General features: G+C 61.8%; 14 protein-coding genes. 6 read left to right on the forward strand and 8 right to left on the reverse strand.

Annotated elements, in window-relative coordinates:
• Positions 1–267 precede the first annotated feature (267 nt).
• The gene (locus BHC62_RS04290; RefSeq protein WP_070994315.1) at positions 268–1,116 is read right to left on the reverse strand and encodes a MaoC family dehydratase; all 849 of its coding nucleotides are present in this window, start codon (positions 1,114–1,116) and stop codon (positions 268–270) included.
• A gap of 2 nt (positions 1,117–1,118) precedes the next feature.
• Positions 1,119–2,471 carry a 3-oxoacyl-ACP reductase gene (locus tag BHC62_RS04295; protein WP_029297577.1) on the reverse strand — a complete coding sequence of 451 codons (1,353 nt, stop codon included), beginning with the start codon at positions 2,469–2,471 and terminating at the stop codon, positions 1,119–1,121.
• A 106-nt stretch (positions 2,472–2,577) separates the two neighbouring features.
• Here BHC62_RS04295 and BHC62_RS04300 point away from each other — a divergent pair, with 106 nt between their 5' ends.
• Both BHC62_RS04300 and BHC62_RS04305 read left to right on the forward strand, forming a co-directional pair.
• Complete coding sequence (locus BHC62_RS04300; RefSeq protein WP_070994316.1) at positions 2,578–3,855, forward strand: acetyl-CoA C-acetyltransferase; 1,278 nt, start codon at positions 2,578–2,580, stop codon at positions 3,853–3,855.
• A gap of 174 nt (positions 3,856–4,029) precedes the next feature.
• Positions 4,030–4,926, forward strand: coding sequence for a PA4780 family RIO1-like protein kinase (locus tag BHC62_RS04305; RefSeq protein WP_029297573.1), 897 nt, complete (start codon positions 4,030–4,032; stop codon positions 4,924–4,926).
• Between the two features lie 194 nt (positions 4,927–5,120).
• On the opposite strand, the gene cueR is transcribed toward BHC62_RS04305, so the two are convergent.
• The 3 genes from cueR to BHC62_RS04320 all read right to left on the reverse strand — a co-directional run bounded on the left by cueR (position 5,121) and on the right by BHC62_RS04320 (position 8,311).
• Positions 5,121–5,528, reverse strand: coding sequence for a Cu(I)-responsive transcriptional regulator (gene cueR / locus BHC62_RS04310; protein ID WP_029297571.1), 408 nt, complete (start codon positions 5,526–5,528; stop codon positions 5,121–5,123).
• The gene (locus BHC62_RS04315; RefSeq protein ID WP_070994317.1) at positions 5,525–7,726 is read right to left on the reverse strand and encodes a cation-translocating P-type ATPase; all 2,202 of its coding nucleotides are present in this window, start codon (positions 7,724–7,726) and stop codon (positions 5,525–5,527) included. The genes cueR and BHC62_RS04315 overlap by 4 nt, the downstream gene beginning before the upstream one ends.
• Positions 7,727–7,930: 204 nt before the next feature.
• Positions 7,931–8,311 carry a hypothetical protein gene (locus BHC62_RS04320; RefSeq protein ID WP_029297567.1) on the reverse strand — a complete coding sequence of 127 codons (381 nt, stop codon included), beginning with the start codon at positions 8,309–8,311 and terminating at the stop codon, positions 7,931–7,933.
• A 145-nt stretch (positions 8,312–8,456) separates the two neighbouring features.
• Between BHC62_RS04320 and BHC62_RS04325 the strand changes: the two genes are divergently transcribed.
• On the forward strand, positions 8,457–8,654 hold the full coding sequence (locus BHC62_RS04325; RefSeq protein WP_029297565.1) for a heavy-metal-associated domain-containing protein: 198 nt from the start codon (positions 8,457–8,459) through the stop codon (positions 8,652–8,654).
• Between the two features lie 86 nt (positions 8,655–8,740).
• Positions 8,741–9,934, forward strand: coding sequence for a multidrug effflux MFS transporter (locus BHC62_RS04330; RefSeq protein ID WP_029297563.1), 1,194 nt, complete (start codon positions 8,741–8,743; stop codon positions 9,932–9,934).
• 8 nt (positions 9,935–9,942) lie between these two features.
• Here the strand turns inward: BHC62_RS04330 and BHC62_RS04335 are convergent, their stop codons facing one another.
• On the reverse strand, positions 9,943–10,122 hold the full coding sequence (locus BHC62_RS04335; protein WP_029297561.1) for a hypothetical protein: 180 nt from the start codon (positions 10,120–10,122) through the stop codon (positions 9,943–9,945).
• A gap of 149 nt (positions 10,123–10,271) precedes the next feature.
• Positions 10,272–11,285 (reverse strand): zinc-binding alcohol dehydrogenase family protein, encoded by a 1,014-nt coding sequence (locus BHC62_RS04340; protein ID WP_029297560.1) that lies wholly within the window; start codon positions 11,283–11,285, stop codon positions 10,272–10,274.
• Between the two features lie 122 nt (positions 11,286–11,407).
• Between BHC62_RS04340 and BHC62_RS04345 the strand changes: the two genes are divergently transcribed.
• Together BHC62_RS04345 and BHC62_RS04350 are read left to right on the forward strand one after the other, a co-directional pair.
• The gene (locus BHC62_RS04345; protein WP_029297557.1) at positions 11,408–12,337 is read left to right on the forward strand and encodes a LysR family transcriptional regulator; all 930 of its coding nucleotides are present in this window, start codon (positions 11,408–11,410) and stop codon (positions 12,335–12,337) included.
• Positions 12,338–12,471: 134 nt separating this feature from the next.
• Positions 12,472–13,170: a helix-turn-helix transcriptional regulator gene (locus tag BHC62_RS04350; protein WP_029297555.1), complete on the forward strand. Its 699-nt coding sequence runs from the start codon at positions 12,472–12,474 to the stop codon at positions 13,168–13,170.
• 103 nt (positions 13,171–13,273) lie between these two features.
• Here BHC62_RS04350 and BHC62_RS04355 read toward each other — a convergent pair whose 3' ends face one another.
• Positions 13,274–14,227, reverse strand: coding sequence for an adenosine deaminase (locus BHC62_RS04355; RefSeq protein ID WP_029297554.1), 954 nt, complete (start codon positions 14,225–14,227; stop codon positions 13,274–13,276).
• Between the last annotated feature and the right edge of the window lie 33 nt (positions 14,228–14,260).

Consider the following 14,260-nt stretch of genomic DNA (forward strand, 5'->3'; position numbering starts at 1 on the left):
TTCACCCGTTCTTCAGCAGGCAATATTTGCGTCCGTTGTGGCTATAACAGTCCTCGGCACTCTTTGTCGCAACGCTCAACTTGGTATTAACGATTTATATACAGGCAGGGATATGCGTCTTGGTGATTAATACCAACGGTATATAAGGTGGTTTTCTGTCAGGGGCGATGCGATGTAAATCAAGTACTTGAAAAAATCAGCGGGCTGTCGATAGCCCGCTATAACTTAGGTTGTATATATACAATTAATCAGCCGGTTAACCCGATTTCAGGCAATCGGCTGCCACTTGCCGAGCATATGCTCGATATCGCCAGCGCCCTTGAGTTGCAACTCGCCGCTGGAACCGGGCGCACTGCTCAACAAGATGACCTCGCCAGGCAGGCGTACCGGTTTCTTGAACTCAACGTAGATCTCGATGTTCGCCGCGGGTAGATGTTCATGCAGGGCCGCCACAGTGCGCGCCTTGTTCCACAGGCCATGGGCGATCGCCTGGGGGAAGCCGAACAACTTGGCGGTCAGGGCGCTTAAGTGGATCGGGTTGTAGTCGCCGGATACCCGGGCATACCGCCGACCGATATCGGACGGTGCCTTCCAGCGAGTCAGCTCGCTGACCGTACTGGGCGCTGGCAGGGATTGCTCCGGTACCTCGCCATCGAGTTTCACCCCGCGACAGAGCATTTGGCTTTCACCTTCCCACAGCAAACCCAGGGAATCCTCGACGGTGGTGATCAGGTCAAAGGTCGCGCCCTTGGCGTGGGGTTGCAGGTTGCGCGTATGCACACTGACCCGCACCTCGCTGACCCCGCCCATGGGGCGAAACACGCGGATACGGTTGCTCAAGTGCACCAGCCCTAGCAGCGGGAAGGGGAACTGCGGTGCCGTCAGCAGTTGCAGCTGCAGGCCGAACGCCATGATGTGTGGATAAGTCGCCGGCAACATCGGGCTCTCGGCAAACCCACAGACCTTGCGGTAGGCCGTCACTGCCGCAGGATTGACCTGCACCCGGCAATGCAACCCTGAGTCGGGCAGCGTGGTGCCGGTGATCTTGCGCTTGAGTGCGGCGCGCCAATACAGCGGCGGCAGTGCCGGGCTGCGAGGTAATGTGTACCACAGCATAGTTACGCTCCCAGCAGGCTTTGCCCGCATACACGCAACGCCTGGCCACTGACCGCACCTGAGCCCGGTTGGCCCAGCCACGCTACCGCTTCGGCAACATCCTGCGGCAAACCGCCCTGGCCCAGGGAGCTCATGCGCCGCCCGGCTTCACGCAAGGCGAAAGGAATATGTGCAGTCATCTGGGTTTCGATAAAGCCCGGGGCCACGGCGTTGATGCTGATGCCCCGTTGCGCCAGCAGCGGCGCCCAGGCCTGGGCCAGGCCGATCAGCCCGGCCTTGCTCGCGGCGTAGTTGGTTTGCCCGCGGTTGCCGGCGATGCCGCTGATCGAAGCCAGCAACACCACGCGGCCGTTGTCGTGCAGGGTGCCGCTGTCGAGCAGGGCCTTGGTCAGCACTTGTGGGGCGTTGAGGTTGACCGCCAATACGGCGTCCCAGTATTCCGGGGTCATATTGGCCAGGGTCTTGTCGCGGGTGATCCCGGCGTTGTGCACCACGATGTCGATGCCATCTGGTAATTGTTCGATCAGTTGCGTGGCGGCGTCATCGGCGCAGATATCCAGGGCAATGCCACGCCCGCCCAAGCGTGCGGCGAGGGCGTCGAGATCGGCCTTGGCCTGCGGCACATCCAGCAACACAATTTCGGCACCGTCCCGGGCCAGGGTTTCGGCAATTGAAGCGCCGATACCTCGGGCAGCCCCGGTCACCAGGGCCTTGAGCCCGGCCAGTGGGCGCGTCCAGTCATGCACTTGGGTCGGGCAGGCGCTCAGGCGCAGCACCTGCCCGGAGATATAGGCGCTTTTCGGCGAGAGGAAAAACCGCAGCGCGCCTTCCAACTGTGCTTCGGCGCCTTCGCCGACATACAGCAACTGCAAGGTGCCGCCGTTGCGCAGCTCCTTGGCCAGCGACCGGCTGAAGCCTTCGAGGGCCCGCTGGGCACTGGCGGCGAATGGATCGCTGAGGCTTTCCGGGGCGCGGCCGAGAATCACCAGGTGCGCGCTGTGATCGAGATTTTTCAGCAGCGGCTGGAAGAACTCGCGCAGTTGCTTGAGTTGGTCGGTGTGTTGCAAATGGCTGGCATCGAACAGCACCGCCTTGAGCTTGGGGCCATGCCCGGGGATCCAGGGCGTGGCCTTGAGCGGCTCGGCCCCGTAGCTGTAGATGGCCTCGGTGAGTTTATTGGCAAATCCCAGCACCTGGGCCGCCAGCGGGCCGCCACCCAACAGCAGGGCGCCTTCCACCGGGCGCAGGCGCCCGGCTTGCCAGCGCTCCAGGCGTACCGGGGACGGCAGGCCAATGGCCGAGACCACGCGGTGGCCAAGGCTTGAGTTGGCGAAGTCGATATAACGGTCAGACATGGAACGCTCTCCGGCTGCTGGGGTTCAAAGGGTGGACCATCAATAGGTGACAGTCGTTCCTAGTCTAGGCTCAGGATTGCACCTACCACCTAACAGGGAGCTTTCCATGACTCAGTTGCGCCGTGTCGCGATCATTGGCGGTAATCGTATCCCCTTCGCCCGTTCCAATGGCCCCTACGCCACGGCCAGTAACCAGGCGATGCTGACGGCTGCCCTGGAAGGCTTGATCGAGCGCTACAACCTGCACGGCCTGCGCATGGGCGAAGTGGCTGCAGGTGCGGTGCTCAAGCATTCGCGGGACTTCAACCTGACCCGTGAGTGCGTGCTGGGCTCGCGCCTGTCGCCGCAAACCCCGGCCTACGACATTCAACAGGCCTGCGGCACCGGGCTGGAAGCGGCGCTGCTGGTGGCCAACAAGATTGCCTTGGGGCAGATCGAATGCGGGATTGCAGGTGGTGTCGACACCACTTCCGACGCGCCCATCGGAGTGAATGAGGGCCTGCGCAAAATCCTCCTGCAAGCCAATCGCAGCAAATCCATGGCGGATAAATTAAAAGTCCTGTTACAACTTCGTCCCCAGCACCTCAAGCCGGAGTTGCCGCGCAATGGCGAGCCGCGTACTGGCCTGTCCATGGGCCAGCATTGCGAATTGATGGCGCAGACCTGGCAGATTCCCCGCGCCGAGCAGGACCAACTGGCCCTGGAAAGCCATCAGAAAATGGCCGCGTCCTATGCCGAGGGCTGGCACAACGATTTGCTCACGCCGTTCCTGGGCCTGACCCGTGACAACAACCTGCGCCCGGACCTGACCCTGGAGAAACTCGCCAGCCTCAAACCGGCTTTTGAGCGCAGTGAAAAGGGCACTCTCACCGCTGGCAACTCCACGCCACTGACCGATGGCGCCTCCCTGGTGTTGCTGGGCAGCGAAGCCTGGGCCAAGGAACGTGGCCTGCCGATTCTCGCCTACCTGCGTGATGGCGAAGCGGCGGCGGTGGATTTCGTCAACGGTGCCGAAGGGCTGTTGATGGCGCCGGTGTATGCCGTCCCACGCTTGCTGGCGAGAAATGGCCTGACCTTGCAGGATTTTGACTACTACGAAATTCACGAAGCCTTCGCTGCCCAAGTGTTGTGCACCCTCAAGGCCTGGGAAGATGCCGATTACTGCAAGACCCGCCTGGGGCTGGATGCGCCGTTGGGCTCAATCGACCGCAGCCGCCTGAACGTCAAGGGCAGTTCCCTGGCCGCCGGGCACCCATTTGCCGCCACCGGTGGACGTATTGTCGCCAACCTGGCCAAGCTGCTGGACGCGGCGGGCAAGGGGCGCGGGCTGATCTCGATCTGCGCGGCGGGGGGCCAAGGCGTGACGGCGATCATTGAGCGCTGATCTCGGCTATTATCCGAACGCCTCGGGCAATAGCGGCTTTGTCGGATTAATCTGGCATATTGGATGCATTCTTTAGCAGATCAAGGCTCGTTACCCTCTCCCCGCTGTGCGAGGATTGCCGTATAACGAGTGCCATACGCGTGTTTGGTAATAAAGGACCCACAATAAAAGCTGATGAAGACTCCTAAACGCATTGAACCCCTGATCGAGGACGGTCTGGTCGACGAAGTGCTGCGCCCACTCATGAGTGGTAAAGAAGCAGCTGTTTATGTGGTGCGCTGCGGCAACGAGTTACGTTGCGCCAAGGTCTACAAGGAGGCGAATAAACGAAGTTTTCGTCAGGCGGCCGAATACCAGGAAGGCCGCAAGGTCCGCAACAGCCGGCAGGCCCGGGCGATGGCCAAGGGTTCCAAGTTCGGCAAGAAAGAAACCGAAGACGCGTGGCAGAACGCCGAAGTTGCGGCTCTGTTTCGTTTGGCCGGCGCCGGTGTGCGCGTGCCCCAGCCCTACGACTTCCTTGAAGGCGTATTGCTGATGGAACTGGTGGCCGATGAATACGGTGATGCGGCGCCAAGGCTCAACGACGTGGTGCTGGAGCCGGATCAGGCCCGTGAGTATCACGCGTTCCTGATCTCGCAGATCGTGCTGATGCTGTGTACCGGCCTGGTGCACGGTGACCTCTCGGAGTTCAACGTACTGTTGACGCCGACGGGCCCCGTGATCATCGACTTGCCGCAAGCGGTGGACGCGGCGGGCAACAACCACGCATTCACCATGCTGGAGCGGGACGTGGGCAACATGGCTTCGTATTTCGGGCGATTTGCCCCGGAATTGAAGACCACCAAGTACGCCAAGGAGATGTGGGCGCTGTACGAAGCCGGCACCTTGCACCCGGCCAGTGTGTTGACTGGCGAGTTCGATGAGCCGGAAGAATTGGCAGACGTCGGCGGCGTGATGCGTGAGATCGAAGCGGCGCGGCTCGACGAAGAGCGGCGCCAGGCGATCCGCGCAGCGGACGATGCACCACCGGGCAAACCGGCGGAAGAACCGCCGCCGCCTTGGATGCAGTGATCGCCAGATTCATGACGATCTAAAAATGTGGGAGCCGGTTTGTGTGGGAGCTGGCTTGTGTGGGAGCTGGCTTGCCTGCGATAGCATCACCTCGGTGCAACTGATGTACCGAGGTGCCTGCATCGCAGGCAAGCCAGCTCCCACACAAGCCAGCCTCCATACAAGCCAGCTCCCACATTGGGTTTTGCGTTCGGTCAGTTAGATCCGCAACAGCTCCCCGACGCCAATTCCTTGAGAATCGGACAATCGGGCCGGTGATCGCCCTGGCAGTGCTCCACCAGGTCCTGCAACGTATCGCGCAACTGCCCCAGTTCGCGGATCTTGTGATCCAGCTCCTCGATATGCTGGCGAGCCAACGCTTTCACGTCGGCACTGGCCCGTTGCCGGTCCTGCCACAGCTCCAGCAACTTGCCGACTTCCTCCAGGGAAAACCCCAGGTCTCGCGAGCGTTTGATAAAGCCCAGGGTGTGCAGGTCGTCGTCGTTATACAGGCGATAGCCGCTGTCGCTGCGATGGGCTGGCTTGAGCAGGTTGATCGACTCGTAATAGCGAATCATCTTGGCGCTCAAGCCGCTTTGCCGGGCTGCCTGGCCGATGTTCATTGGCGGTGATCCTCCAGATCCTTGGGTTTCCAGGTTTTCAACAGTAGCGCATTGCTGACCACGCTCACGCTGGACAGGGCCATGGCGGCGCCGGCCAATACCGGGTTGAGCAGGCCGAATACGGCCAGCGGAATGCCGATCAAGTTATACACAAAGGCCCAGAACAGGTTCTGTCGAATTTTCGCGTAGGTCTTGCGGCTGATTTCCAGGGCCGCGGGCACCAGGCGCGGATCGCCGCGCATCAAGGTGATGCCGGCCGCGTGCATGGCGACGTCGGTGCCGCCGCCCATGGCAATGCCGATATCTGCTGCGGCCAGGGCCGGCGCATCGTTGATGCCGTCGCCGACCATGGCCACCACGCCGGTCTTTTTCAGCTCGGCGACAGTGGCGGCTTTATCGGCGGGCAATACTTCGGCGTGCACATCATCGATGCCCAGCGCTTGTGCCACCACGCGGGCGCTGCCGCGGTTGTCACCGGTCAGCAAATGGCTGCTGATATGCCGCGCCTTGAGCTGTTGCACGGCTTGCAGGGCACCCTCCTTGAGCGTGTCGCCAAAGGCGAACAGGCCCAACACGCGAAGCTGTGGGCTTTGCTCGATCAGCCAGGACAAGGTGCGGCCTTCGGCTTCCCAGGCGCTGGCATTGGCGGCCAGGTCACCTGGCTTCAAGCCGGTTTCATCGAGCATGCGCCGATTGCCCAGGGCCAGTTGCCGACCGTCCAGGGTGCCGGCAATGCCGCGTCCGGTCAGGGATTGGCTGGCGCTCACATCGGCAACCGGCAAACCTTGATCATTACAGGCGTCCAGCACCGCCTTGGCCAAGGGGTGTTCGCTGCCGCGTTGCAGGGCGCCGGCCTGTTGCAGCAACAAGGCTTCGTTGCCATCCACTGCCCTCAGATGGGCGATTTTCGGCGCGCCGGAGGTGAGGGTGCCAGTCTTGTCGAATACCACCGCGCTGACTTCATGGGCGCGCTCCAGCGCTTCAGCGTCCTTGATCAGAATCCCGTGGCGGGCCGCGACGCCAGTGCCGGCCATGATCGCCGTTGGCGTGGCCAGGCCCAGTGCGCAAGGGCAGGCAATGACCAGCACCGCCACCGCATTGATCAATGCCGTTTCCAGCGGTGCACCGTACAACCACCAGCCAATCAGCGTGGCGAGGGCGATCACCAGCACGGTCGGCACAAACACCTGGCTGACTTTATCCACCAGTTTCTGGATCGGCGCCTTGGCCGCCTGAGCGTCTTCGACCAGGCGAATGATCCGCGCCAGCACGCTCTCGGCACCGAGGGCCAGGGTGCGTACCAGCAAACGGCCTTCACCGTTGATTGCGCCGCCGGTGACTTTATCCCCAGGCTGTTTCGGCACCGGCAAGCTTTCACCGGTGATCAAGGCTTCATCGGCGTGGCTTTGGCCTTCGACCACTTCGCCATCCACCGGAAAGCGCTCGCCGGGCTTGACCAGCACCAGGTCGTTGAGGCGCAGGGCGCTGATGGCAACCTCTTGCTCACGGCCATCGATCAGCTGAATCGCCCGCTCCGGCCGCAAGGCCTCCAGGGCACGGATGGCGCTGGCGGTCTGGCGTTTGGCGCGGCTTTCGAGGTATTTGCCCTGCAGCACCAGGGCAATCACTACCGCCGAGGCTTCGAAGTACAGATGGGGTTCAACCCCTGCCGGGGCGATTAGCCACTGGTAGATACTCAGGCCATACCCGGCGCTGGTGCCGATGGCCACCAGCAGGTCCATATTGCCGGCGCCGGCGCGCACGGCTTTCCAGGCGGCGACATAGAAGCGCGCACCGAAAATGAACTGCACCGGCGTGGCGAGGAGGAACTGCACCCAGGCCGGCAGCATCCAGTGCAGGCCGAAGGGCTGCACCAGCATCGGCAAAACCAGCGGCAACGCCAACGCAATGGCCATCACCAGCGACCAGCGTTCGCGTTTCAGACGCTGTTCCTGGCTGGCTTGGGTGGCGGTTTCGCTTTGCGGCAGGGTGGCGGTGTAGCCGGCTTTTTCCACGGCGGCGATCAGCACGGCAGGGTCCATCTGGCCCGCCACCTCGACATGGGCCCGTTCATTGGCCAGGTTGACGCTGACGCTTTGCACGCCGGGCACCTTGTTCAGGGCGCGCTCGACCCGGCCCACGCAACTGGCGCAGGTCATGCCGCTGATCGGCAGGTCGAAGGTGGTGGATCCATTCATGGGGCGTTCCTCCAGGAAAAGTTGCCTGTAGGATCAAGCTTGACCTTAGGGGAAGGTCAAGCCCCTTAATTCACGGCAAGCCCTGATACCGTTTTTTTGTAGGAGCGAGCTTGCTCGCGAAGAACTGGAGAGCGCCGCATTTACCCGGTAAATACGCGTCATCGTTGTCGTTCTTCGCGAGCAAGCTCGCTCCTACAAAAACGGTCAGTAACCGAGCTTGGCGGCCTTGAGGTACATGCCGTCCGCGCCCTGGGCAATGCGCAACTTGCGTACGTCGCCGGCTTTCAGCGTGATCTCTTGGGCTTTGGGCGCCAATAGCCCCGGCAGGCAGCCTGGAGCCTGGCCCGGCAGCAGCTTGAGACGCAGCGAGACCTTGCCTTCCGGGAAGTTGAACGAGGTGGCCTGCTCCTGGAACAGGCGCCCGGCCAGTTGGTCATTGACGTACAGGCCAATCTCGCAGTTGGTGGGCACTTCCAGGCGCTCCCTGGATACGATCAGCACCGCATAGTCCTCGGCGGCGCTGGCCTGGGGAACGGCGGCGAACAGGCTCAGCAGACTGGCAAGGCCAAAAAACGACCAGCGCATGGTGAATTCTCCGGTTTAGATCGTGGATGCTTGCAGCTTGGCGGACGTCGCCGGGGAATACCAGCCCGGCGGTTGTTTTCAGCGCTTGACCTTGCCATCGTGGCAAGGATGAGACTGGGTGCAACCTCACTCAAGGAGTCATGTCATGCAAATATTCAGCGTTGAAGGAATGACCTGCGGCCACTGCGTTCGGGCCGTGACCCAAGCGGTACAGGCCAAGGACCCGGCGGCCAGTGTGAATGTGAATCTGGCCGCCAAGGAAGTCGGCGTTGAAAGTCGTTTATCGCCGGACGAAGTGATCAGCCTGATCAGCGAAGAAGGCTACAGCGCCAAGCTCGCCTGATTATTTAATAGGTAGCGAGCTAACGTAATGTTCAAGGCACCCAAGCGCGGCTAGACTGTCGGGCTGCCGACTCTACCGGGTGCCTGATGAACCTTCGCATAATCCTTATTCTGGGGGCCTTGAGCGCATTTGCGCCGCTGGCCATCGACTTTTACCTGCCGGGCTTCCCGGCCATGGCCGTGGCATTCGGCACTGACGAAAAACATATCCAACTGACCCTGGCGGTGTACTTCACGGGCCTGGCGATCGGTCAGTTGATCTATGGGCCGCTGGCGGATCGTTTTGGCCGGCGTATCCCGCTGTTGAGCGGTGTCACTTTGTTCACCGTGGCTTCCCTGGCGTGCGCCTATGCGCCGTCCCTGGAATGGCTGATCGGTGCGCGCTTTGTCCAGGCCCTGGGCGGGTGTGCGGGCATGGTGATTTCCCGGGCGGTGGTCAGCGACAAGTGCGATGCGGTGGGCTCGGCCAAGGTTTTTTCGCAATTGATGCTGGTGGTCGGGCTGGCACCGATCCTGGCGCCGATGCTCGGTGGGGTGATGGTCAGCCTGTGGGGCTGGCAGTCGATCTTCCTAGCGTTGACGGTATTCAGTGTCGGCGCCGGGGTGGCGGTGGCTGTCGGCTTGCCGGAAAGTTTTCCGGCCCATCAGCCTCGGCAGCCACTGTCCGGGGCGTTGCGCCAATACGGGCGGCTGCTGGCTGATCGGGTCTACCTGGGGTATGCCGTGACTGGCGGTATCGCAATTGGCGGGATGTTTGCGTACATCGCCGGTTCACCTTTCGTCTTTATCAAGCTGTATGGCGTGCCGGCCGAGCACTACGGTTGGCTGTTCGGCACCAATGCCGCGGGCTTTATCCTGGTGGCCCAGGTCAACGCGCGGCTGCTGTCCAAGCGCGGCCCGGCGTTTCTGCTGACCCGCACGGTGTGGGTCTACCTCGCAGCGGCGTTGGCGTTGCTGGCGGTCAGTGCCTTGCATACCGAAGCATTGTGGCCGCTGCTGGTGCCGCTGTTCCTGTGTATTGCCAGCCTGGGTTGCATCATGCCCAACACTTCGGCGTGCGCCATGAACGGCCAGGGCGCACGGGCCGGCAGCGCGTCGGCACTGCTGGGCTGCATCCAGTTTGGCGTGGCCGCGGGGGCGGCATCGTTGGTCGGCGCATTGCACGACGGCACAGCCATGCCGATGTCGATCGTCATCAGCTTGTGCGGGGTGTTGGCGGTAGTGGTGGCCATGTTGACCCAGCGCCTGCAACGGCAGCGAGCCTTGCAAGCGCAGGTCTGACGGCGTTTTCAGCCAGTAGCGCGTTGCTGGCTTTCGGGAAAGCGATGGGGCGCCTGGATGCGGTTTTGCAGGGTGTTGGCGAAGGCGCGGGCCTCGGCTTCAGTGCGGAAGGTAAAGGCGTCGTGGTCCAGGCGGACCTGCCATTTGTTGCCTTGGGATTTTGCTAACGCTTTTATCAGGATCTTCATTGCTGACTTCCTCACGTAAAAGATTGCGTGGCAAAGGCGGCCAATATAAACCCGAATACGCTCACAAATATGACAAGGATCAAGTCTCTGACTAGCGGTGCCGTCCGTTACCTACAGAGATAACAGACGGTACTGACAGAGCCCTTGGCTTAGAAGCCTTCCAGCACGATCTTGCCCTTGGCCTTGCCGCTTTCCAGCAGGGCATGGGCCCGGCGCAGGTTCTCTGCGTTGATCAGGCCGAAGTGTTCGCCCACCGTGGTTTTCAGGGTGCCGGCGTCGATCAGTTCGGCTACCCGATTGAGCAGGTTGTGCTGCTCGATCATGTCGGCGGTCTCGAACATCGAGCGGGTGTACATGAACTCCCAGTGCAGCGACAGGCTCTTGCGCTTGAGTTTGAGCACGTCCAGTGACTTGGGATCATCGATCAAGGCCAGTTTGCCTTGGGGCGCGAGGGCTTCGACCAACTGGTCCAGATGCTGGTCGGTCTGGGTCAGGCTGGCGACATGGGTCACCTGTGGGTGGCCTGCGCGCTTGAGTTCTTCGCTCAGTGGCTGGCTGTGGTCGACCACCAGATCAGCCCCCAGGTCCTTGGCCCAGGCCTGGGTTTGCGGGCGCGAGGCACTGCCGATCACCTTGAGCGCGGTGAGTTGCGCAGCCAGTTGGGTAAGGATCGACCCTACGCCACCGGCAGCGCCGACAATCAGCAGGCTCTGGCCTTGATCGGTCTGGCCTTCAGCAATTTGCAGGCGCTCGAACAGCAGCTCCCAGGCGGTGATGGCCGTCAATGGCAGGGCGGCCGCCTCGGCAAAACCCAGGCTCTGGGGCATATGGCCGACGATACGCTCATCCACGGTGTGCAACTCGCTGTTGCCGCCCGGGCGTGTCAGGGAACCGGCGTAAAACACTTTGTCGCCGACCTTGAATAGGGTGACGTCGCTGCCCACGGCCTTGACCACGCCAGCCACGTCCCAGCCCAGCACCTTGGCCGCGCCGTTTTCCGGGGCGACGTTCTGGCGGATCTTGGTATCGACCGGGTTGACCGAGATGGCTTTGACTTCCACCAGCAGGTCGCGCGGGCCGGCTACCGGCTCAGGCAGTTGCACATCTTGCAGGGACTTGGGGTCGTTGATCGGCAATGCGGCGTAGTAGGCGATGGCTTTCATGACGAGTTCCAGGGTGTACGGAATGGGATGGGTAGATCATTGGCTATTTCTCTTGCAGATAAAACCCGCTAAAAGAGCAGTCTCTTTCAATATTTTTTTGATAATTGCCCGGGGCGGTGCTCATGCTGCGTTTTGATGATTTGCAGTTGTTTGTGCGTGCGGCGGATTTGGGGAGCTTATCGGCTGCCGCACGGGTCATGGATATGTCGGCAGCGGTGGCCAGTGCTGCGTTGAAACGCATTGAGCAACAGTTGGGTGCGCGCTTGCTGGCACGTTCCACCCGCAGCCTGCGCCTGACCGCCGAGGGCGAAGGCTTTCTAGAGTACGCCCGGGGTGCCTTGAGCCAACTGGATGAAGGCCGTCGCCTGCTGGCCAGCGGCCAGGATCATGTCAGCGGCGTCCTGCAACTGTCGGCGCCTTCGGACTTCGGACGGAACCTGTTGCTGCCGTGGTTGGACGAGTTTCAGCGCGAGCACCCGCAATTAAGCGTGCGCCTGCTGCTGGGCGACCGGATCGCCGACCTGTTCCGCCAACCGGTGGATATAGCCTTGCGCTACGGCGAACCCGAGGATTCGAGTCTGGTGGCGTTGCCGGTGGCGCCGGACAATCGTCGGGTACTGTGCGCAGCGCCCGGCTACTTGGCCCGGCATGGCGAGCCCCGCCATCTGGAAGAACTGGCCCAGCACAATTGCCTGCTCTATATGCTCGGCAGCCGGGTGCACGACCATTGGCGGTTTCAGGACGCCAAACGGGAAATCAGCCTGACTGTCAGCGGTGACCGTTTCAGTGACGATGCGGATGTGGTGCGGCGCTGGGCCGTGGCCGGGGTGGGCATTGCCTACAAGTCCTGGCTGGATGTCAGCGCCGATGTGCTGGCTGGTCGCCTGCAGTTGCTCTTGCCCGAGCTGCAGGGTGAACGCACACCGCTCAATCTGCTGTGTGCCCATCGCGCGCAATTGAGTAAACCGGTCAACCTCTTGCGAGAAATGCTTGTGGCACGTTGTGGGAAGTTGAGCGCGCAATTGCCCGAACGCAGGGGAACTACGCAATAACCTCAGGGATTTCAGGAAACTTCAGGCAGCTGCTGTCGCTGATTTGGCGGTAGGACGCCACGGAATCTGCTGCCCACACACTTATACTTTTGCGCGAAATGGAGCAGACCAACGATTCAACAGGGAGTGAGTACATGGAACAGGCACCTTGCATCAGCCAGATCGCCACCTTGCTGGCAGACCCCAAGCGCACTGCAATGATCTGGGCGTTGATGGACGGTTCGGCCAAGCCGTCCGAGGAGCTGGCGATGCTGGCCGGGTTGTCAGCGTCATCGGCCAATGCGCATTTGGCGCGGTTGGCGGCGGGTGGGTTGCTGCGTATCGAAGCCCGGGGGCGCAAGCGCTTCTTCCGCATGGCGGCGGCGGATGTGGCCGCAGCCGTCGATGCATTGGCCAGTACCACAATGGCCAGTGTGGCGCGCAGTGCGCCCAGCCGGTCGGTCGCGGTATTGCTGGCGCCGGCGTTGTTGCGTCAGGCACGGCTCTGCCATGACCACCTGGGCGGGGAAATGGCCGCGGCACTTTATCAACGCATGGTGTTGGCGAAGTGGATTGAACGCTTCGAGCAGCGGATCCACGTGACCCCCTTGGGCGCACGCCATTTGGCCGAGCATGGCATTTTTACCCAGGCCCTGGCCCACCAGAGTTACGCGACGATGGCTTGCGATTGTTATGACTGGAGCGAACAGCAGCCGCACCTGGGGGGGGCGTTGGGGGCAGGGTTGTTGCAGTTGTTCATGCAGTCGCGCTGGTTGCAGACGATCAGTGAGTCGAGCGCACTGCAGGTCACCGAGACCGGGCGCCTGGAAATTGCCCGGATGGCAGCTGTGTAGGAGCGGGCTTGCCCGCGAACAATTCAAAGGCGCCGCGTTCATCCAGGATGTACGCTTTATCGTTGGCGTCCTTCGCGAGCAAGCTCGCTCCTACAGGGAGGGGTCAGGGCTTGACCAGGCGTGCATCCAGGCTGTTTTGCGCCAGGCGGCTAGCCTGGTCCTGGGTCATGCCCAGGGAGGTGTGCAGCGCGTGGAAGTTTTCGGTGACATACCCGCCAAAGTAAGCCGGGTCATCGGAGTTCACCGTGACCTTCACCCCACGTTCGAGCATGTCGAGGATGTTGTGCTGGGCCATGTCGTCGAATACACACAGCTTGGTATTGGACAGCGGGCACACGGTCAGGGGGATCTGCTCGTCGATGATCCGCTGCATCAGGCGCTCGTCTTCGATGGCGCGCACGCCATGGTCGATACGCTGGATTTTCAGCAGGTCGAGGGCTTCCCAGATGTATTCCGGCGGGCCTTCTTCGCCAGCATGGGCGACGGTCAGGAAACCTTCGCCACGGGCGCGATCGAACACGCGCTGGAACTTGCTCGGTGGGTGGCCCATTTCCGAGCTGTCCAGGCCCACGGCGACAAACGCATCACGGAACGGCAGCGCCTGGTCGAGGGTTTTTTGCGCTTCTTCTTCGCTCAGGTGGCGCAGGAAGCTGAGGATCAGGCCGCTGGTGATACCCAGTTGCTGCTCGCCATCTTTGAGCGCGCTGGCGATGCCATTGAGCACTACTTCAAAAGGGATGCCACGGTCGGTGTGGGTCTGCGGGTCGAAGAACGGCTCGGTATGAATCACGTTCTGCGCCTTGCAACGCAGCAGGTAGGCCCAGGTCAGGTCGTAGAAGTCCTGGGACGTGCGCAATACATCGGCGCCCTTGTAATAGAGGTCGAGAAACTCCTGCAGGTTGTTGAAGGCGTAGGCCTTGCGCAGGGTCTCGACGTCGTTCCACGGCAGCGCGATCTTGTTGCGTTCGGCCAGGCTGAACAGCAGCTCGGGCTCCAGCGAACCCTCCAGGTGCAGGTGCAGTTCAGCCTTGGGCAGGGCGTTTAGCCAGTCGTACATGTGTGCGTTCTCATCAGGTGCAATGGCAACATT

The organism is Pseudomonas sp. 06C 126 (genome assembly GCF_001855215.1).
GTDB lineage: Bacteria > Pseudomonadota > Gammaproteobacteria > Pseudomonadales > Pseudomonadaceae > Aquipseudomonas > Aquipseudomonas proteolytica.